21 protein-coding genes and 2 pseudogenes are annotated in these 20,276 nt (G+C 67.2%); 7 read left to right on the plus strand and 16 right to left on the minus strand.

Features of this window, described 5'->3' with window-relative positions; translation table 11 throughout:
* Positions 1-29: 29 nt before the first annotated feature.
* A complete protein-coding gene (locus tag R9J51_RS00780; protein WP_168556407.1) occupies positions 30-623 on the minus strand; it encodes a DUF3617 domain-containing protein in 594 nt (197 codons plus the stop codon).
* Between the two features lie 116 nt (positions 624-739).
* Between R9J51_RS00780 and uvrB the strand changes: the two genes are divergently transcribed.
* Entirely contained in the window at positions 740-2,926 is a 2,187-nt protein-coding gene (gene uvrB, locus R9J51_RS00785; RefSeq protein ID WP_168556406.1) for an excinuclease ABC subunit UvrB, read from the plus strand.
* Between the two features lie 153 nt (positions 2,927-3,079).
* Positions 3,080-3,646 (plus strand): hypothetical protein, encoded by a 567-nt coding sequence (locus R9J51_RS00790; RefSeq protein WP_179505585.1) that lies wholly within the window; start codon positions 3,080-3,082, stop codon positions 3,644-3,646.
* A gap of 2 nt (positions 3,647-3,648) precedes the next feature.
* Here the strand turns inward: R9J51_RS00790 and R9J51_RS00795 are convergent, their stop codons facing one another.
* Together R9J51_RS00795 and R9J51_RS00800 are read right to left on the minus strand one after the other, a co-directional pair.
* Positions 3,649-4,125 carry a hypothetical protein gene (locus tag R9J51_RS00795; protein WP_169476847.1) on the minus strand — a complete coding sequence of 159 codons (477 nt, stop codon included), beginning with the start codon at positions 4,123-4,125 and terminating at the stop codon, positions 3,649-3,651.
* A gap of 111 nt (positions 4,126-4,236) precedes the next feature.
* Positions 4,237-6,390 carry a malate synthase G gene (locus R9J51_RS00800; protein WP_179505586.1) on the minus strand — a complete coding sequence of 718 codons (2,154 nt, stop codon included), beginning with the start codon at positions 6,388-6,390 and terminating at the stop codon, positions 4,237-4,239.
* A 214-nt stretch (positions 6,391-6,604) separates the two neighbouring features.
* On the opposite strand from R9J51_RS00800, the gene R9J51_RS00805 reads away from it, so the two are divergent.
* The 4 genes from R9J51_RS00805 to R9J51_RS00820 all read left to right on the plus strand — a co-directional run bounded on the left by R9J51_RS00805 (position 6,605) and on the right by R9J51_RS00820 (position 10,628).
* Positions 6,605-7,825 (plus strand): hydrolase, encoded by a 1,221-nt coding sequence (locus R9J51_RS00805; protein ID WP_179505587.1) that lies wholly within the window; start codon positions 6,605-6,607, stop codon positions 7,823-7,825.
* Positions 7,826-7,828: 3 nt separating this feature from the next.
* Positions 7,829-8,866 (plus strand): arginine N-succinyltransferase, encoded by a 1,038-nt coding sequence (locus tag R9J51_RS00810; protein ID WP_179505588.1) that lies wholly within the window; start codon positions 7,829-7,831, stop codon positions 8,864-8,866.
* Positions 8,867-8,883: 17 nt separating this feature from the next.
* On the plus strand, positions 8,884-10,149 hold the full coding sequence (locus R9J51_RS00815; protein WP_179505589.1) for an N-succinylarginine dihydrolase: 1,266 nt from the start codon (positions 8,884-8,886) through the stop codon (positions 10,147-10,149).
* Positions 10,150-10,373: 224 nt separating this feature from the next.
* The gene (locus R9J51_RS00820) at positions 10,374-10,628 is read left to right on the plus strand and encodes a hypothetical protein (protein ID WP_168556399.1); all 255 of its coding nucleotides are present in this window, start codon (positions 10,374-10,376) and stop codon (positions 10,626-10,628) included.
* 36 nt (positions 10,629-10,664) lie between these two features.
* On the opposite strand, the gene R9J51_RS00825 is transcribed toward R9J51_RS00820, so the two are convergent.
* The 3 genes from R9J51_RS00825 to rplU form a co-directional block, all read right to left on the minus strand.
* Positions 10,665-11,243, minus strand: coding sequence for a GNAT family N-acetyltransferase (locus R9J51_RS00825; RefSeq protein ID WP_179505590.1), 579 nt, complete (start codon positions 11,241-11,243; stop codon positions 10,665-10,667).
* Between the two features lie 226 nt (positions 11,244-11,469).
* Positions 11,470-11,739, minus strand: coding sequence for a 50S ribosomal protein L27 (gene rpmA, locus R9J51_RS00830; protein WP_110761659.1), 270 nt, complete (start codon positions 11,737-11,739; stop codon positions 11,470-11,472).
* Between the two features lie 23 nt (positions 11,740-11,762).
* Entirely contained in the window at positions 11,763-12,059 is a 297-nt protein-coding gene (gene rplU / locus R9J51_RS00835) for a 50S ribosomal protein L21 (protein WP_022678098.1), read from the minus strand.
* A 226-nt stretch (positions 12,060-12,285) separates the two neighbouring features.
* On the opposite strand from rplU, the gene R9J51_RS00840 reads away from it, so the two are divergent.
* Complete coding sequence (locus tag R9J51_RS00840) at positions 12,286-12,840, plus strand: hypothetical protein (protein WP_179505591.1); 555 nt, start codon at positions 12,286-12,288, stop codon at positions 12,838-12,840.
* Position 12,841: 1 nt separating this feature from the next.
* Here the strand turns inward: R9J51_RS00840 and R9J51_RS00845 are convergent, their stop codons facing one another.
* The 10 genes and pseudogenes from R9J51_RS00845 to R9J51_RS00890 form a co-directional block, all read right to left on the minus strand.
* Positions 12,842-13,285 (minus strand): molybdenum cofactor biosynthesis protein MoaE, encoded by a 444-nt coding sequence (locus R9J51_RS00845; protein ID WP_169476669.1) that lies wholly within the window; start codon positions 13,283-13,285, stop codon positions 12,842-12,844.
* 4 nt (positions 13,286-13,289) lie between these two features.
* Positions 13,290-14,104, minus strand: a pseudogene (locus R9J51_RS00850) (ferredoxin--NADP reductase).
* Positions 14,105-14,366: 262 nt separating this feature from the next.
* Positions 14,367-14,603: a MoaD/ThiS family protein gene (locus tag R9J51_RS00855; RefSeq protein WP_168556394.1), complete on the minus strand. Its 237-nt coding sequence runs from the start codon at positions 14,601-14,603 to the stop codon at positions 14,367-14,369.
* A 5-nt stretch (positions 14,604-14,608) separates the two neighbouring features.
* Positions 14,609-15,615 (minus strand): annotated as a pseudogene (moaA, locus tag R9J51_RS00860) (GTP 3',8-cyclase MoaA).
* On the minus strand, positions 15,612-16,403 hold the full coding sequence (locus tag R9J51_RS00865) for an SDR family oxidoreductase (protein WP_179505593.1): 792 nt from the start codon (positions 16,401-16,403) through the stop codon (positions 15,612-15,614). The pseudogene moaA and the gene R9J51_RS00865 overlap by 4 nt, the downstream one beginning before the upstream one ends.
* On the minus strand, positions 16,400-16,774 hold the full coding sequence (locus R9J51_RS00870; RefSeq protein WP_168556391.1) for a dihydroneopterin aldolase: 375 nt from the start codon (positions 16,772-16,774) through the stop codon (positions 16,400-16,402). Before R9J51_RS00870 ends, R9J51_RS00865 begins: the two co-directional genes overlap by 4 nt.
* 49 nt (positions 16,775-16,823) lie before the next feature.
* The gene (locus R9J51_RS00875; protein ID WP_179505594.1) at positions 16,824-17,726 is read right to left on the minus strand and encodes a class I SAM-dependent methyltransferase; all 903 of its coding nucleotides are present in this window, start codon (positions 17,724-17,726) and stop codon (positions 16,824-16,826) included.
* Complete coding sequence (gene thrC, locus R9J51_RS00880) at positions 17,726-19,156, minus strand: threonine synthase (protein WP_179505595.1); 1,431 nt, start codon at positions 19,154-19,156, stop codon at positions 17,726-17,728. The genes R9J51_RS00875 and thrC overlap by 1 nt, the downstream gene beginning before the upstream one ends.
* Before the next feature lie 55 nt (positions 19,157-19,211).
* On the minus strand, positions 19,212-19,850 hold the full coding sequence (locus R9J51_RS00885; protein WP_179505596.1) for an SURF1 family protein: 639 nt from the start codon (positions 19,848-19,850) through the stop codon (positions 19,212-19,214).
* Positions 19,850-20,236, minus strand: coding sequence for a DUF983 domain-containing protein (locus R9J51_RS00890; RefSeq protein WP_169476675.1), 387 nt, complete (start codon positions 20,234-20,236; stop codon positions 19,850-19,852). The genes R9J51_RS00885 and R9J51_RS00890 overlap by 1 nt, the downstream gene beginning before the upstream one ends.
* Positions 20,237-20,276 lie beyond the last annotated feature (40 nt).

A 20,276-nucleotide genomic window follows, 5' to 3' on the forward strand; every position in this document is an offset into this window, starting at 1 on the left:
AAACCCACCGCCGTTGACCGCAAACGCGCCTAGATCGCCGCCGCCTTCTCGTCGGCTTCGGCCTGGGCCTTTTCCTGCGGGGTGCATTCGCCCGCGTGGGTGGACTGCGTGGCGACGTGCATGCGCATCTGCTTGCCGGCCGGGCCGGTGCCGGTCATGTCCATGTCCATGGCGAAGTGCTGGGCATCGTACGTGCCCTTGAGGGTGATGGTCTGCGTCGCGCCACCGCGCCCGCAATTGAGCACGCCGTCGATCTTGCCGTCGGCCATGGCAAAGGTCTTGTACCGACAGGTCTTGTCTGCCTGCCCAAAGAAATCGCCATCCGGGCGCGCCGCCTTTTCCTTGGTCAGGCAGGATCGCTCAGCGCGGGCGCGGCCCAGGGCTTCCTTCATCTTGCCGACCATTTCGGGGGGCATGCCGGGCATGTCGATGTCGATCGCCTTGACCTGCGTAGTCCAGGCGCCGGGCTGAAACTTCACGCCGGCCTCGGCCACCTTGGCCGCCACTTCGCCCGCGTCGGCATCCTTGGCCACCACGGTGGGCTCTTTCTTGCAGCCTGGCAGCAACAGCGCCACAACCAGCAGGGCGGGCCCAAGCAAGGCGGATGGGGTCTTGGCAATCATCGTCACTCTCCCGATTGGGCGGGAGACGCTATCACGCCATGTCGGCCAAGGCCATGGCATGATCGGGCGCTTTGCCGCCGATTGCATCTGGCGACCATGTTCCCCATATGTTGCCCATGGCCGAAATCATCATCCGCAGGGGGCTGGAAGAGCCCGACACATCCGGCAACTTCGTGCCGCACAAGCCCCAGCGACCGGAAAAGCTGGAGCCGGGCCGCCCGTTCAAGGTGGTGTCGGACTATAGCCCGGCCGGCGACCAGCCCACTGCGATCGCCGATCTCGTGGCCAGCGCGCGCGAGGGGGAGCGCACGCAAGTGCTGCTGGGCGTCACCGGCTCGGGCAAGACCTTCACCATGGCCAAGGTGATCGAGGAATTGCAGCGCCCCGCCCTGATCCTGGCGCCCAACAAGATCCTCGCGGCGCAGCTCTATGGCGAGATGAAGAGCTTCTTCCCCGAAAACGCGGTGGAATATTTCGTCTCGTACTACGATTATTACCAGCCCGAAGCCTATGTGCCGCGGTCGGACACCTACATCGAGAAGGAAAGCTCGGTGAACGAGGCGATCGACCGCATGCGCCACTCGGCAACGCGCGCGCTGCTCGAACGCGATGACGTGATCATCGTCGCTTCGGTCTCGTGCCTCTATGGCATCGGCTCGGTCGAAACCTATTCGGCCATGGTGTTCGACCTCAAGAAGGGCGAAAGCGTCGACCAGGGCGAGATCGTGCGCAAGCTGGTGGCCTTGCAGTACAAGCGCAACGACCATGCGTTCCAGCGCGGCACGTTCCGCGTGCGGGGCGACAACCTCGAGATCTTCCCCTCGCACTACGAGGACACCGCCTGGCGCATCAGCTTTTTCGGCGACGAAATCGAAGACATTGCCGAATTCGATCCACTGACCGGCAAGGCCGACACGCGGTTGTCGCAAGTGCGCGTTTACGCCAACTCGCACCACGTCACGCCCGGTCCCACGCTGATGCAGGCGCGCGAGGCGATCAAGTTCGAACTGGCAGAGCGGCTCAAGGAGCTTCAGGCCGAGGGCAAGCTGCTGGAAGCGCAGCGGCTGGAGCAGCGCACCCATTTCGACCTGGAAATGATGGCCGCCACCGGATCGTGCGCGGGGATCGAAAACTATTCGCGCTTCCTCACCGGGCGCCTGCCGGGCGAGCCGCCGCCGACCCTGTTCGAATACCTGCCCGACAATGCCCTGCTGTTCGTGGACGAAAGCCACCAGACCGTGCCGCAGATCGGCGCCATGGCGCGGGGCGACCACCGCCGCAAGATGACGCTGGCCGAATATGGCTTCCGCTTGCCCAGTTGCATCGACAACCGTCCGCTGCGCTTCAACGAATGGGACGCGATGCGCCCGCAGACGTTTGCCGTTTCGGCAACGCCAGGCAATTGGGAGATGGAGCAATCGGGTGGCGTCTTTGCCGAACAGGTGATCCGCCCCACCGGCCTGATCGATCCGCCGGTGCTGATCCGCCCGGTCGAAGACCAGGTGCAGGACTGCATCAACGAATGCCGCCTCACCGCACAGAACGGCTATCGCACCCTGGTTACCACGCTGACCAAGCGCATGGCCGAGGACCTGACCGAGTTCATGCACGAAGCGGGCCTGCGCGTGCGCTACATGCACTCCGACGTGGAGACGCTGGAGCGCATCGAACTGATCCGCGACTTGCGCCTGGGCGTCTATGACGTGCTGGTGGGGATCAACCTGCTGCGCGAGGGGCTCGACATTCCCGAATGCGGGCTGGTCTGCATTCTCGACGCGGACAAGGAAGGTTTCCTGCGTTCGGAAACCTCACTGATCCAGACCATCGGCCGAGCCGCGCGCAACGTGGACGGGCGCGTGATCCTCTATGCCGACCGCATGACCGGGTCCATGGAACGCGCGATTGCCGAAACCGATCGCCGCCGTGAAAAGCAGAATGCCTACAACGAGTTGCACGGCATCACCCCGGCCACGATCAAGCGCCAGATTGCCGACATCATCGCCGATACGGCCAGCCGCGACGGCGTGCTGGTGGATCTGGACGACGACACCACCAACAATCTCGTCGGCCACAACCTGCGCAGCCACATCGAAGACCTGGAAAAGCGCATGCGCAATGCCGCCGCCGATCTGGAATTCGAAGAAGCGGGCCGCCTGCGCGACGAGATCCGCCGCCTGGAAGCGACCGAACTCGGCCTGCCCGAAGGCGAGCACAAGGCGCCCATCGTGGGCCGCAGCAACGAAGGCAAGCCCGGCACCCGCAAGACCCGCTACGGCAAGTCTCAAAAGAAGTGGGGGAAGTAAGGAGAGGGTGACATGCCCTCCCCCAACCCTTCTCGCACGCGGGAGAGGCTTTGATCCTCCCTCCGCAACGCGGAGGGAGGTGGCGGCCGCAGGCGGTCGGAGGGGGGACTCACATGGTTGCTTGCCGCGCCGGTCCGCGATAGCACCCAAGCCATGATCTTGCGTCGTCCGGTTTCGCTGCTCGCCCTGCTTGTCCTTGCCGCCTGTTCGCAAAAGGCGCCCGCGCCGCAGGATAGCGGAGCCCCGCTCAATGCCGTGCGCGTGCCGCTGCCCGAAAGCCAACCTTTGCCCGCAGCGCCGGCCGGCAACGAGAAGCCGATCTGGGCCGGTGCACCTGGCGGCGACAGCGTGCACTATGGCGCGCCGGGCGCTGGGCCGGACCTGTCGCTTGCCTGCCGGCAGGGCGTGCTGGTGGTGACGCGGCATGTGCCGGCCGAAGTGGGCGCGCAGGCGCTGTTCGCCCTGCAGGGGCGCAAGCGCATCGTGCGGCTGGCGGTGGATGCCACCGCCGTGCCGGGATCGCAGGGCTATCTCTGGCAGGGCAGCCTGCCCGCGGGCGATCCGGCAGCGGACGTGTTCGAAGGACCGTTCGTGGGCACGCTGCCCGATGCCGGCAAGATCAGCGTGCCTGGCAGCGATCTCGTGCGCGCGCTGATCCGCCGTTGCGGCGCGCGGCCTGCCACGGGGGCGACGCCGGCCGCACCCCAGGCACAGGAATAGCGTTACAGCTTCCCGAACTTGTCTTCATAGGCAGCGGTGTCACCACTGCTCAGCAGCTTGGCCTGTTCCACCCAATTGTCCCGCGTGGGGCGGCCGGCAAAGGCGCCCAATTGCGCGTCGATCCGCGCCACGTCTTCGTCGCTCCATGCCGCGATCTGCTCGAACCGCGTCACGCCAAGGCCAGCCAGCAGCGTCTTGAGCTTGGGGCCAAGGCCCTTGATCCGGGTGAGGTCGTCACCCTCTGCAACTGGTGCGGGCTCCACCGGTGGCGGCGCAGGCGTGACGATCGCGGCCGCAGGCGGCGCATCGATCAGCGCGGTGTTGCGCTGCGCAGGCGCGGCCCCTTCAGACAGCACATCGTTGAATTCGCGGCGCTCGGGCGCCTTGCCGGCGCGGCGCAGCAGCAGGATTGCCACCACCAGCAGCAGCGCCACGGCGCCAGCCACCAACGGCCAATTGGCCTCGATCAGTTGCAGCATTGTCTTTCCAGGTTCCATGTCATCGGAAAAAGCGACTGGAACCGCCATGGCAACAAGCGCGCTGCGGGGCAAGCGGGGCGGCGCGCCAGAACACCCCGCCCCGCCGATCGTTCAGGCAGGTTCTGCCACCAAGGCCGCTGCCTTCTTGCGCCGGCGCCAGGCGTGGAGCAGCGGCTCGGTATAGCCGCTGGGCTGGCTCACACCCTGGAACACCAGATCGCAGGCGGCGCGGAAGGCAAAGCTGGTTTCCCAGTTGCCGGCCATCGGTTCGTAAGCCGGATCGCCGGCATTCTGCGCATCCACCTTGGCGGCCATGCGCTGCAACGCATCCATCACCTGTGCGCGCGTGCACACCCCATGCAGCAGCCAGTTGGCCAGATGTTGGCTGGAAATGCGCAAGGTGGCGCGGTCTTCCATCAGGCCCACGTCATCCAGATCGGGCACCTTGGAACAGCCCACGCCCTGGTCGATCCAGCGCACGACGTAGCCCAGCAGGCCTTGCGCATTGTTGTCCAGCTCGGCGCGGATATCCGCTTCCGACCAGTTCGCCCCATCGGCCAGCGGAATGGCCAGCAGGGCATCGAGCGAGGGCACCGGCCGCGCGGCGATCTCGGGCCTCAGGCCGAACACGTCCACCTGGTGGTAATGGGTGGCGTGAAGCGTGGCCGCGGTGGGCGACGGGACCCAGGCGGTGTTGGCGCCGGTTTGCGGATGGGCGATCTTTTCGGCCACCATCGCACGCATGCGATCGGGCGCGGCCCACATGCCCTTGCCGATCTGCGCCTTGCCCGAAAGCCCGCACGCCAGGCCGATCCCCACGTTGCGCGCTTCATAGGCGGCGATCCAGCCCGATTGCTTCATCGCACCCTTGCGGATCATCGGTCCGGCCTGCATCGAGGTGTGGATTTCATCGCCCGTGCGATCGAGGAAGCCGGTGTTGATGAACACCACGCGGTCCTTCACCGCCGCGATGCACGCGGCCAGGTTGGCGCTGGTGCGACGCTCCTCGTCCATCACGCCCACCTTGATGGTATGGCGCGGCAGGCACAGCAGGTCTTCCACCGCATCGAACAAGTCGTTGGTGAAGGCCACTTCCTCGGGCCCATGCATCTTGGGCTTGACGATGTAGATCGATCCCTCGCGGCTGTTGCGATAGCGGCCCTTCTGCATCACGTCGTGCATGGCGATGGCCGAGGTGATCACCGCGTCCATGATGCCTTCGGGAATCTCGGCACCATCGGCCAACAGGATCGCCGGGTTGGTCATCAGGTGGCCGACATTGCGCACGAACAGCAGGCTGCGCCCGGGCAACGTGAAGGCGGAGCCATCGGGCGCGGTCCAGGTGCGATCGGGCTCGAGCGAGCGGCTCAGCGTCTTGCCGCCCTTGGCGAAATGGGCGGTCAGGTCCCCGCGCATCAGGCCCAGCCAGTGGCGATAGGCCACCAGCTTGTCTTCCGCATCCACCGCCGCGATCGAATCCTCCAGATCGACGATCGTGGTCAGCGCCGCTTCCAGCACGATGTCGGCGAGGCCGGCCTGGTCGGTGGCGCCCACGGGGTGCGCGCGATCAATCACCAGTTCGATGTGCAACCCGTTATGCACGAACAGCAGTCCGCCCGGCTTGTGGCCAACCCACTGCGCCGGATCGGCCAGCGCGGGCACGCCCTGCCCATCCCAATCGCCCCACGATCCGCCCGCCAAGGGCAGCGCGGCATCAAGGAACGCGCGCCCGGCCGCAATCACCGCCGCGCCGCGCGCCGGGTCATAGCCGCCGGGCAGCGCCGGGGCGGCATCGAGCGCATCGGTGCCGTACCACGCATCGTAAAGGCTGCCCCAGCGCGCATTGGCGGCATTGAGCAGGAAGCGATCGTTGAGCACGGGCACGACCAGTTGGGGGCCGGCCATCGTGGCAATCTCGGCATCGACGCCTTGCGTGCCCACGGCAAAGGGCGCCGGCTCGGCCACGATATAGCCGATTTCTTCCAGCAAGGCGCGATAGGCGGCCGGATCATGCTGCTGGCCGGCCCGGGCCAGATGCCAGGCATCAATCGCGGCCTGGATCGTGTCACGCGTGTCGAGCAGCGCGCGATTGACCGGGGCAAACCGGGCCACCAGCGCGGCAAAGCCCGTCCAGAACGCGCCCACGTCAAGCGCCAGGGGCGCCAGCACGTCGCTTTCCAGGAAGGCCGCCAGCGCGGCATCCACATGCAACCCGGCGCGCGTGGTGCGGGGGCGCAAGTCGGCAATTTCGGTAAACTCACCCATGGTCATCTGCCTTTGTCGTCAAAACGGGCACGGCAAGACCGGCTCGTGGCCCCGTATCGAGTCGATACCGAAACCCTGCCGACCTGCCTATTGAACCTGGGGAGGAACGCCCTTGTTTTGCCCGATTCGCCCGCGCTTGGCAACCGGGTTCCATTCGCTGCGGCTTAGGCAGGGGGTTCACCCCGGCCGCGGGAACCGCTAGGCGTGGTTTCCGATGCAACAGTTTTCCGCCCGCGAACTTTCAGGCTCCGAACAGGCCCTGCTTGCCCGGATCGAGGGCGCCGCCCTGCTGTCCCAGGTCCTGGCGTGGAGCGCGATCAACACGGGCACCCGCAACTTGTCCGGGCTGGCCGCGCAGGCCGGCCTCCTGGCCGATGCCTTTGCCGCCCTGCCCGGCACGGTGCAGCTGGAACCGCCGGCCCCGGTGGAAACCGTGGGGCCGGATGGCACCTTGGGCCTTCTGGACCATGGCGCGCATCTGGTGGTGCGCGTGCGGCCAGATGCGCCGCGGCGCTATTTGCTGACGGGGCATATGGACACGGTGTTCCCGGCCAGCGATCCGTTCCAGACGGCCACCTGGCTTGACGAAGTGACGCTCAATGGCCCCGGCGTGGCCGACATGAAAGGTGGCATTGCCGTCATGCTGGCCGCCCTCCTCGCCTTCGAGCGCAGCCCGGCTGCGGCGCAAGTCGGCTACGACGTGATGATCAATGCCGACGAGGAAACCGGCAGCCTGTCCTCCGCCCCGCTGATCGCCCGGCTGGCAGCGGGCAAGGCGGCGGCGCTGACGTATGAACCTTCGGCCCTCCCCGATGGCACGCTGGCCGGCGCGCGGGCGGGCAGCGGCAATTATTCCGCCGTGATCACCGGCACATCGGCCCACGCCGGGCGCAACCCGGACGATGGCCGCAACGCCATCGTGGCCGCGGCAGACCTTGCCCTTCGCCTCAAGGCACTGCACCGCGCCGGGCTTTCGGTGAACCCCGCGCGGATCGACGGGGGCAGCGCCAACAACGTGGTTCCCGACAAGGCCGTGCTGCGCTGGAACATCCGCCCCGCCAGCACCGAGGATGCGCAAGGCTTTGCCGTGGCGCTGGGCCAGGCCGTGACCGAAGTGGAGCGCGTGCACGGCGTTGCCATCCATGTCCACGGCGGGATCAGCCGCCCGCCCAAGCCACTCACCCCGCCAGCCCAGGCCCTGTTCCATCTGGTGCGGACGTGCGGCGCCGCGCTGGGCCAGACCATCGGCTGGAAAGACACCGGCGGCGTGTGCGATGGCAACAACATCGCCGCGCTGGGGGTGCCGGTGGTGGATACGATGGGCGTGCGTGGCGGATCGATCCATTCGCCGCAGGAGTTCCTGATCGTGCCCTCGCTGGCCGAGCGCGCGGCGCTCTCAGCGCTGGTGCTCCATCGTCTCTCGGGCGGGGAATGAACGATGACGTTCCGTATTCGCGCCGCGCGGCCCACCGACCTTGAGGCCATGTATGAAATGGCCAAGCTGGGCGGCAGCGGCTTTACCAACCTGCCCGCCGACCGCGCCTCGCTGCGCGCCAAGCTGGAACGCGCCGCCGCCGCCTTTGCCGAGCCGCGCGAGCGCCTGCCCGATGGGCCAGGCGACGAACTGTTCGTCATGGTGCTGGAAAACGTGGCCACCGGCGATCTGCGCGGCACGGCGCAGATCTTTGCCTGCGTCGGGCGCAGCGGGCCGTTCTATTCCTATCGCCTCACCACGCTGACCCAGCATTCCAAGGAACTGGACCGCACGTTCCGCGCCGAGATGCTCCATCTGGTCACCGACCTGGAAGGATCGAGCGAAGTGGGCGGCCTGTTCCTGCACCCCGGCGAGCGCGCGGGCGGGCTGGGGCTGCTGCTGGCGCGCAGCCGTTATCTGTTCATCGCCATGCACCGCGCCCGCTTTGGCCCGCGCATCCTGGCCGAACTGCGCGGGGTGATCGACGAGCGCGGCGGATCGGCATTCTGGGACGCGGTAGGCGGCAAGTTCTTCGGCATGGGCTTTCAGGATGCCGACCATTTCAATGCCTTGAACGGCAACCAGTTCATTGCCGACCTGATGCCCAAGCATCCCGTCTACGTGGCGATGCTGCCGGAAAGCGCGCGCAGCGTGATCGGCATGCCCCACCCCAACGGCCGCCCCGCCATGCGCATGCTGGAGGCCGAAGGCTTTGCCTATGAAGGCTATGTCGACATTTTCGATGGTGGCCCCACGCTGAGCGCGCGGACCGACCAGGTACGCTCCATCGCCGGCGCGCGCGCTGCCACGCTCGCGCAGGTGGCCGCGCCCGAAGGGCATGGCCCCGCCCGCCAGGCATTGGTCGCCACCGGGCGCCTCGCCGAATTTCGCTGCACCCTGGGGGAAGTGACCGATGGGCCAGAAGGCCTGATCCTCGATCCGGTTGCCGCTGCTGCGCTCGATGTGCGGCCCGGCGACACGGTGTGGCATGTGGACCGCTGAAGGACGGAAACAAACAGATGGCGACGGTGGAAATCAACTTCGACGGCCTGGTCGGCCCCAGCCACAACTATGCCGGGCTGAGCTTGGGCAACCTCGCTTCGGCCAGTCACGCGGGTCAAGTGTCCTACCCGCGCGCGGCGGCACTGCAGGGCCTCGGCAAGATGCGGCACAACCTGGGCCTGGGACTGGCGCAGGGCCTGTTTGTACCCCTGCCCCGCCCCAACCCGGCGTTTCTGGCACAATTGGGCCTGACGGACCGCGAGCCTGCCGACGAGGCCGAGCGCCGGCTGCGCGCCGCCGCCTGGTCGGCCAGCGCAATGTGGACGGCCAACGCCGCCACGGTCAGCCCCGCAGCCGATACCGCCGACGGGCGCTGCCATCTCTCGGCCGCCAACCTCGTCACCATGCCCCACCGCGCGCAGGAATGGCCCGATACCGTGCGCCAGTTGCGCCTGGCCTTTGCCAGCGCCGCCCACTTCGCCGTACACGATGCCGTGCCGCCCTGTTTTGGCGATGAAGGCGCAGCCAACCACATGCGCATGGCCACCAGCCATGATGCGCCGGGCCTGGAAATCTTCGTCTATGGCCGCCCCGGTGGCGCCTTTCCCGCGCGCCAGCACGAGCAGGCCAGCCGCGCCATCGCGCGCGTCCACGGGCTCGATCCGGCCCGTTGCCTGTTTGTGGAACAGGCCCCCGAAGCGATCGCGGCCGGCGCGTTTCACAACGATGTGGTGGCCGTGGCGAACGAGCGCGTGCTGTTTACCCACGAACAGGCCTTTGCCGATCCCGAAGGCACTTATGCCGCGATTCGCGCGCGCCTGCCCGAGGCCGAGATCGTGGTCGTTCCAGCCAGCGCAGTCAGCCTGGCCGACGCGATTCGCTCTTACTTGTTCAACGCCCAGTTGCTCACCCTGCCCAGCGGGGAAATGGCGCTGGTGATTCCGCTGGAAGCCTGGGAAACGCCATCAGTCCGCGGCTGGCTGGATACCATGCTCGCCGGGAATGGACCGATTCGTCAGGTCCTGCCGGTGGACGTGCGCCAGTCCATGGCCAATGGCGGCGGGCCCGCCTGCCTGCGCCTGCGCGTGGTGGCCGATCCGGCCACGGTCGATCCGCGCTTCCTGCTCGATACCGCGCGAATCGAACGGCTGGAGCATGTCGTCGCCACGCACTGGCCCGAGCAGATCGACGCGGCCGATCTGGGCCAGCCGGCACTGGCGGCAACGGTCGTGGCGGCCCGCAACGCCTTGCTCGATGCGCTGGACCTGGGCGAACTGGCCTGAAGGCCGAACTTTCCCGACCAAGGAACTGGCCTGAGGCCACGCGCGTTGCTGTCCTGTCCCTGGATTGTCGCCCCCCTTTACAATGAAGGGCGCATTAAGGTTTAATGCGCCCGGAAACATTGGATTGGCACGAAGGTTGCGACAGCCTGCTGGGATCGCAAGCCGCCCCGGGGATGCCAGCCCCGGGGGTGGAGACCACCCGCGAAAGGGGACAAGGACAGGACATGCTCCGCAAGATCGGCCGCCTCTTCATGATCAAGAACCGCTTCGAGGCGTTTGCGGTGATCTATGCCCTGGCGCTGGGCGCCGTGGAGCGCGGACAGGCCTATCTCACGCGGTTTCCCGGCTTTGGTGGCAAGCTGCTGTTCCTGGCGACGACCTGCGCGGTGTTCATGGCAGGGGCCAAGATCCTGGATTGCTTGCGTTTCGAGCAGGAACGCGCCGCGCGCAACGCGGTGGAGGCAGAACCGCCGGCCTGACCGGCACTGCTGCCCCCGCGCGCGTTGCCGCGGGCCTCAAGCGGCGCGGGGCACGGGCACCATCGAACGGCGATCGCCGTCGCAATTTCCCGGCGGATCGAGATCGAGCGCGTAGCCGAGCGTGGGCGCCACGCCTTCACGCGCGGGGCTGGCACCCGGGCGGATTTCCCCGGTGGACCGAAAGCCGAGCTTGGCCAGGACGCGACCCGATGCCGGATTGTCGAGGAAATGGCGCGCAGCCACGCGACGATGGCCGAGCGTGGCGGCAAGGGCCAACACGGCGCGCGCCGCTTCGGTTGCAAACCCCCGGCCCCAATGCGCCCGCGCGATCCAATAGCCCAGCCGGGGTGGTCCGTTGGGGTCATGATCGTCGGGCATCAGGCCGACGCAGCCGATCAGCTGCGCACCTTCCGCACCGGGCAAAGTGACGAAGAAATGCGGGTACAGCCCGCTCTGCGCCCGTGCGGCATAGGCACGGGCATCATCGGGATGATAGGGCCATGGCACGCGCACCAGATGGCGCACGACGGCTTCGTCGTCGATCAGGCCAAACAGTTCGGCCCAGTCTTCCGGCCAGCCGGGCCGCAGGAACAGCCGCTCGCTGCGAATGAACATCGGTAGTCTCCAGTCAACCGCTCCCTTTCGCCGGATGCTTATGCACTTTCCGGTGACAAGGATATTGCGTGGTGCGCCAAGTGCTTCGGTTTTCGAGGCAAATGGCGCGGTTGCGGATGAGGGAGACAAAGAAAAAGGGAGATGGGGCAGGCCCCTCTCCCTCGTTCAGCCGGCGCGAAACCGGCGGGGCCATCCCAACAGGATGGCCCTTGGCATGACCATCCGATTACTCGGCAGCTTGCGCCATCAGGTCCACCGACACGTACTTGCGGCCAAGCTTGCCGGCGTGGAAACGCACGCGGCCGTTAGCAAGCGCAAACAGCGTGTGGTCCTTGCCCAGGCCAACGTTGGCGCCGGGGTACACGCGGGTGCCGCGCTGGCGGATGATGATGTTGCCGCCGACCACTTCCTGGCCGCCGAACTTCTTCACGCCAAGGCGCTTGGACTGCGAGTCGCGACCGTTGCGCGACGAACCGCCTGCTTTCTTATGTGCCATCTCTGCTTACTCCGAACTGGCGCTCAGGCGACCGACACGATGCGCAGCAGGGTCATCTGCTGGCGGTGGCCGTTCTTGCGGCGATAGTTGTGACGGCGGCGCTTCTTGAACACCACGACCTTTTCCGACTTGGCCTGGGCGATGATTTCCGCCGAGACGGTAATGGCCGAAGCATCGGCCAGTTCGCCATCCTTGCCAGCCAGCAGGACGTCACCGAGGGTGATGGTTTCACCGGCTTCACCAGCCAGCTTTTCCACCGCGATCTTGTCTCCGGCGGCCACCCGATACTGCTTGCCGCCCGTGCGCACAATTGCGAACATGGTTCTGCTATCCGTTTCAAATGCCTGGCCCACCAAGCACCCCGATCGGCCAATTCCGAATCGCGGACAGCGGGCAATGTGCCGGTTCCCCGCAATGATGCGAAGCCCGGAAAGAGCGGCGCGGATAGTCCAACCGTGCCAGCATGTCAACGCCACAGCGCCGGGAAATCCGCAATGACGCCCTGCCGGCACTGGCGAATACCGGTGACCATGCTATGGCACCGCCATGGCCTGCCTGTCCAATCGCTTCACCACCCTGCAACGGCTTTGCATGTTCGGGGCGATCGCTGCCCCGGCGCTGTTGCTGGGCGCCTGCTCACCCGATCGGGGGCGCTTTCCCTCGCTGGCGATTCGCCCGGCGGAACGGGCCTTTGGCCAGGCCCAGGTCGCCCCTGCCAATCCGGCCCCGGCCAACCCGGCACCGCTTCCTACCGATGCCAGCCTGCCCCAGCGCCTGGCGGCCATCGAAGGGCGCGCACGCGAGGCCGACAGCCGCTTTGCCGCCCTGGTGCCCGAGGCCACGCGCGCCGTTGCCCGCGCGCAGGGCACGGCAAGCAGCGGCGAAACCTGGAACCTGGCGCAAGTGGCGCTGGCACGGCTCGAATCGGCGCGCAGTGAAACCGCCATCGCGCTGGCCGATCTGGACCAGATGGCCACCAAGGCCGAAATTACCGCGGTGGACCAGCCCGGCCCCGATGTCGCGACGATTGTCGCCGCGCGCGATGCGGTGGCGGCACGGGTGGCGCAGCAGGATGCCGTGCTGACCCGCATCAAGGGTTGAATCACCAGCGGGCGCGGTCGGCAAAGTCCTCGTCGCGCGGTTCGATCCAGCGCCATCCGGCTGCGGTCTTTTCCCGCTTCCAGAACCAGCTGTCGCTTTTGAGGTGATCCATCACGAAATCGGTGGCGGCAAAGGCATCACGGCGATGCCGTGCGGCGGCGGCGACCATCACGATCGGATCACTGGGTGCCATCACCCCGTGGCGGTGGATCACCAGCAGCCCCTCAAGATGCCATCGTGCCAGCGCGGTTTCGGCCAGCGCTTCCATGCCAGGCAAGGTCAGCGGCGCATAATGGCGCAGTTCCAGCGCTTCCACGCCTTCACCGCCGCGTACTTGGCCCAGAAAGCTGACGACCCCGCCCGCGCTGCCAAACCGCCCGGTAAAGGCGGAAAGCAGCGCGGCGGGGTCGAATGCCGCATCGGTCAGACGAACGTCTGCCGTCATGCCATCAGCCGACGAACGCGCGTTCGATAACGAAGTCGCCAGGCTTGGCATTGGAGCCTTCGACAAAGCCCAGGCCTTCGAGCAGGCCGGCGAAATCCTTGATCATTTCCATCGAGCCGCACAGCATGACACGGTCGGTGGCCGGATCGAGCTTCGCGTCGCCCGGAATGCCCTCGAACAGCGCGCCGCTTTCGATCAGCTTGTCGATGCGCACGTTGTTCTTGAACGGCTCACGCGTGACGGTGGGCACATAGTGCAACTGCTGCGCAGCCTGCTCGCCCACCAGCGGATCCTCGGCAAAGCCGCTCGACAGTTCCTCGTGGAACGCCAGTTCGCTGACCTTGCGCACCGAATGCACCACGATCACCTGCTCGTAGTATTCATAGACATCGGGATCGCGCGCCAGCGACAGGAACGGCGCAAGGCCGGTGCCGGTGGACAGCATGAACAGCCGCTTGCCCGGCAGCAGCGCATCGGTAACGAGCGTGCCGGTGGGCTTCTTGCCGAGGTAGATCTGGTCGCCGGGCTGGATCTTCTGGAGGCGCGAGGTCAGCGGGCCATCGGGCACCTTGATCGAGAGGAATTCCAGTTCCTCGGCCCAGGCCGGGCTCGCCACCGAATAGGCGCGCAGCAGCGGGCGGCCATTGTCACCCTGCAGGCCGATCATCACGAATTCGCCCGAGCGGAAGCGGAACGAAGCCGGCGGGTGATGGTGAAGCTGAACAGGCGCTCGTCCCAGTGCCGGACGGTGAGCACGGTTTCCACCGTGGCTGCGGCCGTGGGTTCAAGCGTGGCGACTTCCACCTGGGGCTGAGACATCGAAAGGGCTTTCCTTGGCATGCGGCCGGCAATCCGTCGCGGATCGTGGGCTTAAGGGGCCGGGCAAGCTGGCCCGGCAAGCGCCGCCCCCATACGGATTGGGCGCGGCGCTGTCAAAAACTGGCCCTGCGAAAATAGCTTTCAGGGCCTAAAGCGGGCGGCATGTCACTCGCCGCCGTTCGCCAGGCTCAGCGCAAACGGGCGTGGGGATACGCCGTGAAGTCCGTTCGGGCTGGGCGTGGTCGAGCGGCCAAGCGCTACCCTAGCCGCCGCTTACCGGCGGCAGGAATGCCAGTTCGTCGCCCTCGCCCAGGACCATGGCTTCGCTTTCGCCCACCAGTCTGCCGTTGAGCGCCCAGCGCACGCGCTCACCCAGCAAATCCAGCGCCAGGGCCGAATCGAGCCTGGCGAGAATATCCGCCAGGGGCCCGGCGGGCACAGCCATTTCCGCGCAGCCCGCGCGATCTTCCAGGCGGCCGAGGAATACCAGCTTGGCCATCGCGCTCAGCCGCCGGTCATCGACATATGGCGCGATACCGCCGGCGCTGCCCCGGCACGGTCGATGACGAAGCTGTGGGCTTCCTGCTTTTCCCCCATGGCGCGGGCAAAGGCATCGGCCAGCGCGGCATCGGGATCTTGCGAACGCAAGGCCGCGCGCAGATCGACGCGCCCTTCCCCGCCCAGGCACATGTAAAGCTGGCCCGTGGCAGTAACGCGCACGCGGTTGCACGTGGCGCAGAAATTGCCGGTCAGCGGGGTGATGAAGCCCAGCCGTCCGCCGGTTTCGGCAATGTCGACATAGCGCGCCGGGCCGCCGCTGCTGTGCCCGTTGGGCACCAGCGTCCAGCGCTGCTCCAGATCGCGGCGCACGGCGTCGAGCGGCAGGTAATGATCGATGCGATCCTCGCCCACATCGCCCAGCGGCATGACCTCGATCAGCGTGACATCGTGCCCCTGCCCGTGGGCCCAGGCGACCAGATCGGGCAGTTCATCCTCGTTCACGCCCTTGAGCGCGACGGCATTGAGCTTGACTTTGAGGCCCGCTGCACGCGCGGCCGCCAGCCCTTCGAGCACCTGGGGCAGGCTGTCGCGCCGGGCCAGCGCGGCAAAGCGCGCGCGGTCGAGCGTATCGAGCGAGACGTTGATGCGCCGCACGCCCGCCGCCGCCAGATCGTCGGCGAATTCGGCAAGGCGCGTGCCGTTGGTGGTAAGCGTGAGTTCCTGAAGGCCGCCCTCGCCCAGGTGCCGGCCGAGCGCGCGGACCAGGTCCACCATGTCGCGCCGCACCAGGGCTCCCCACCGGTCAGGCGCAGCTTGGTCACTCCGCGCGCGATGAAGTGCAGGCTGAGCCGATAGAGTTCCTCCAGGCTCAGCACTTCCGCCCGCGGCAGGAAGGTCATGCGCTCAGGCATGCAATAAGTGCAGCGCAAGTCGCAACGGTCGGTCACCGACAGGCGAAGGTAGGTTATGGCCCGCGCGAAGCGGTCAACCAGGGGCGCGGGCGCGTTCATCTTTCCAGATATACGAAGTCACGGGGGTAGGATTCAAGGCTCGCGCCGGCATCCACGAAAAGAGTTTGTCCCGTGACGGCGCGGGCCGTCGCCAGATAGTGCACCGCATCGGCAATTTCGTCGGCGCCGGGCAGCCTTTTCAGGGGCATGATCTCTTCCAGCCGCTGCCACTGCGCCGCGTCATAGTCCTGCGTCGGCAGGATCAGGCCAGGCGCCACGCCGTTGACCCGGATGCCCGGCGCAAGGGCGCGCGCCAGCGTGCGCACCGCCGCATGCAGGGCCTGTTTCGACAGGGTGTAGCTCAACTGGTCGGGCACCGGGTTCTGCACCCGCTGATCGAGAATGTTGACGACCGCGCCCTCGCGCGGCGTCCCAGGTCCGTCCCCGAGCGCCTGGGCAAAGGCGCGGGTCAGCAGCAACGGGGCGAAGAGATTGACGCCAAAGTGCTGGTCGAGCGCTTCGGGCACGAGCGACGCGATCGTGTCGTCCTGGAACAGCGACGCGCAATTGACCAGCAGGCAAGGCGCGCGCCCGGCCCGCGCGATCACGTCAGCCAGCATCACGGCCGGAAAGGCACTGTCGCCCAAGTCTCCGGCCACCGGATAGACCGCGGCGCCCAGCCACTGCAATTGCGCAGTGAATTCGGGATCGAACGTGGCAACGTGGTGCGCGTGCAGCGCCAGGTCCCACCCTTCGCTGGCCAGCTTGCGGGCGATCGCGGCCCCGATTCGGCGCCACCCCCCGGTGACGAGAGCGAGCGGGCGCGCCTCGCTCGTGTCCCCGCTCATCCGCGCCGTGCGCGGGTGAGCGTCATGCCGATGTCTTCGCCAGCCTGGCTGATCGCCAGCTTCACGATCTTCACTTCCACTTGCTTCACGCGCGCATCCTGAACGAACAAGGTTTCACAGATATGGTCTGCAACCGATTCGATCAGTTGGAAATGCACATCTTTGGGCAAACCGTCGCTGGCGGCGTGCTTGAGGTCCATGTAGTTCTTGCTGGCGTTGAGCGGACAATCGGCCGTGTAGCGATCCTGCGGGTTGAGCCAAGCCCGGATGGAAATCCGCAAGGGCTGCGGACGGCCGGTCTCCTCCGAATAGATCCCAGTCAGGACATCGGTTTCGACATTGGCGACTTCGAGGATCAGGCTGTCAGACACGCGCGCGCCCTTGGCACTTGGCGGCGCGAATGTCCAGCATCAGCCGCGCTTATTGGGTATTCCGCCAGCGCGCGAAGATCGCCGTGGGCAGCACGCGCCCGCCCGGCCCTTCCTCGGCCCCCTCTTCGGCAATGCCCAGGTCGCCGTGCTCGATCGTGCCAGGCAGGTGCGCCAGCGCCTCGGCGAGCAGGCCGCCGATCGCCAGGCTCGACATGCGCACGGCATAGACCGTGAGGAACAGGAAGCGGCTGTTTTCATCCAGCAGCTTGGCGCAATCGGCGATCAGGCCGGGCAGGCTTTCTTCCAGCCGCCACACTTCCCCTTCCGGGCCGCGCCCGAACTTGGGGGGATCGAGGATGATCCCGTCATAGCGCCTGCCACGGCGCACTTCGCGTGCGGTGAACTTCGCCGCGTCGTCCACGATCCAGCGCACCGGCCGCGTGTCCATGCCCGAAAGCGCGGCGTTGGCACGGGCCTGCGCGACCGACTTCTTGGATGCGTCGACATGGGTAACCGGCCCGAAGCGCGACAGCGCCAAAGTGCCCACGCCCGTATAGCCGAACAGGTTGAGCGTGGCAGCATCGCTGCGGCCATCAAGCTGCGTGCCCATCCAGTCCCACACCGGGGCCATGTCGGGAAAAAAGCCGAGATGGCGAAACGGCGTGCACGAGGCGGTAAAGCGCACCTCGTTCCAGGCCAGCGGCCAGCCTTCGCGCGAAACCGGCCGGTCGAACTGCCAGCGGCCGCCGCCGTCCTCGTCGGAGCCGGGCACGAATTCGCCATCGGCCTGCCAGTCGGCCAGCGCGGGCGCCCACATGGCCTGCGGCTCCGGACGAATGAAGCGATGCGGGCCATAGCGCTCCAGCTTGCGCCCATGGCCCGAATCGATGAGGGCGAAATCCCCCCAGGGCGATCCCACCATCAGTTGCGGCTGGAGCGTGAGAGCCGCCATCAGCCGTTCTTCTGGCCGGTCTTGAGCCCCGTCTTGGGCGTCGCGCGCGCAGCGACATAGGCGGAAACCGCCTCATAAGTGCCGGGCAGGTGGTCGCAACGCTCCTCGCGGTCGAACAGGTCGCCCACCCGCGCGGGCAACGGCGGGCGCACACCGGTGGCGCGTTCCACCGCATCGACGAACTTGGCCGGATGGGCCGTGGCCAGCGTCACCACGGGTACGTCGGCGGGCAGATCGTCGGCCACGCGCGCGGCATGCAGGCCGATCGCGGTGTGCGGATCGAGCACTTCGCCGGCCGCTTCATAGGCCCAGCGCATCGTCTGGGCCATTTGCGCCGGATCGCAACGCGCGCTGGAAAACAGCGAACCGATCGCCTCGCGCTGGGCATTGGTGAGTTGCAGCGCCTTGGTCGCATCGAACTGTTGCATCTGCGCGGCGAGCACGCCGGCATCGCGGCCGCAGGCGTCGAACAGCAGGCGCTCGAAGTTGGAAGAGACCTGGATGTCCATCGACGGCGCGGCCGTGGGCGTCACGGTGCTGGCCGAATAGTCCCCTGCCGAGAGCGCGCGGTGCAAAATGTCGTTGATGTTGGTGGCCACGATCAGCCGCTCTACCGGCAGGCCCATGCGCGCGGCGACATAGCCGGCGAACACGTCGCCGAAATTGCCGGTGGGCACCGAAAACGCCACCTTGCGGTGCGGGGCGCCCAGTTGCAGCGCGGCGGCAAAGTAATAGACCACCTGCGACATGAGCCGCGCCCAGTTGATCGAATTGACCGCGGCAATGCCGAACGTGCCGGTCATCGCGGCATCGTTGAACATGCGCTTCACCATCGCCTGCGCGTCGTCGAAACTGCCGTCGATGGCGATGTTGTAGACGTTGGGCGCGATCACCGTGGTCATCTGGCGGCGCTGCACATCCGAAACGCGGCCTTCGGGGTGGAGCATGAAGATATCCACCTTGGCGCGGCCGGCCACGGCATCGATCGCGGCAGAGCCGGTATCGCCCGAGGTGGCGCCCACGATGGTCAGGTGATCCTCGCGCCGGCCCAGGAATTCCTCGAACAGCAGGCCCAGCATCTGCAAGGCCACGTCCTTGAACGCCAGGGTGGGGCCATGGAACAGTTCGAGCACCCAGTGGCGTTCGTCCAGCTGCTTGAGCGGGGTGACGCCGGCATGGGCAAAGCGGCCATAGGCGGTGGCCGTCAATTCGCGCAGCCGCTCGGGCGAAAGGCTGTCACCCACGAAAGGCGCCATGATCCGCGCGGCCAGCTCGGCATAGGGCAACCCAGCCATGGCGGCGATTTCTTCGTGACTGAACTGCGGCCAGGCTTCGGGAACGTAGAGGCCACCATCGGACGCAAGGCCCGCCAGCGTGACGCCTTCGAAATCGAGCGAGGCGGCCTGCCCCCGCGTGCTGACATACTTCATCGCCAATCCCCGTGTGCCGCGCGCTGCGTGCCCGCCGCCAGTGTTGGTGGGGCGCCTAGCCTTCCGGGGCGGATGTGACAACCACTCGCGAAGCTTTCACCGGTCCGTCTTTCGCGCGCCGGCGCAGGGCGAGCGGATAGATCACCAGGGCCACGGCGGCGAACAGGAACCATTGCACCGCATAGGCCAGGTGGTTGTTGGGAATGTCAGACGGGTCGGGCTGGGCGTTGGCATCGAGCCCGGCCAGCGGCGGATCGGCGATCAGGCGGGTGATCTTGTGGAACGGCGCGATTCGGCCCGTCACGCGGCCGCCGCCCCATTCCGGCGGGTGCGGATCGCGCGACCAGCCAAGCTGGACCAGCGCCGGCGTGCCATCGGCCGTTTCACAATGCGCGATATGGACATAGCCGCTGTCCCCGCCCGCGTTGCGGCCGGCCACCGAATCCCACAAGCCCGGCTGCACCCGGCAATCGAACCTGGCCCGGCGATAGAGCACCGCGCTGCCATCCCCCGACACCGGAAACGCCACCGGCGCGGGATTCACGAGCGCGGCGGCATAGCGAGCCAGCAGGTGTTCCTTCTGCGCCTTGCGCTGCAATTGCCAGAAACCCAGGCCGATCATCGTGGCAACCGCCAGCAGCACGACGATCGTGGGCAGTACGGGAAGCCGGAACGGCGCGGGCCGGCCGGGCATCAGCGCTGCCCCCGCGGGGCCACGCGCGCCGCCAGCACGGCCGCCCGCGTGGCACGCACGGCAAGGCCCACCAGCAGGGCGCTGGCCGGCCCCCACACCACGGGATAGACCCACAGCGGCAAGCGCCAGATATCGTCCACGCGCAGTGCGGAAAAAACCAGCAGCGCCAAAAGCGGAATGACCACCGGATAGAGCGCGCGGCCGCTGGCCTCGTGCACGGCCAGCGCCTCGCCGCAGGTGCGGCAATGATCGGCGAGCTTGGGGGGCTCCCACACGCGGCCGGCCCAGACCATGCCTGGCGTGCCGCAAGCCGGGCATGTCCCCGCGCGCGCCACCTGCCACCAGCCGGGCCCGTTTGCCGGCCCGCTACCGCTGCTATCGTTCATGGCCGCCGGGATAGCGCCGTGGCGCGGCGGGGTCCAGCGG

This window comes from Novosphingobium rhizosphaerae (assembly GCF_050920675.1).
Taxonomy (GTDB): domain Bacteria; phylum Pseudomonadota; class Alphaproteobacteria; order Sphingomonadales; family Sphingomonadaceae; genus Novosphingobium; species Novosphingobium rhizosphaerae.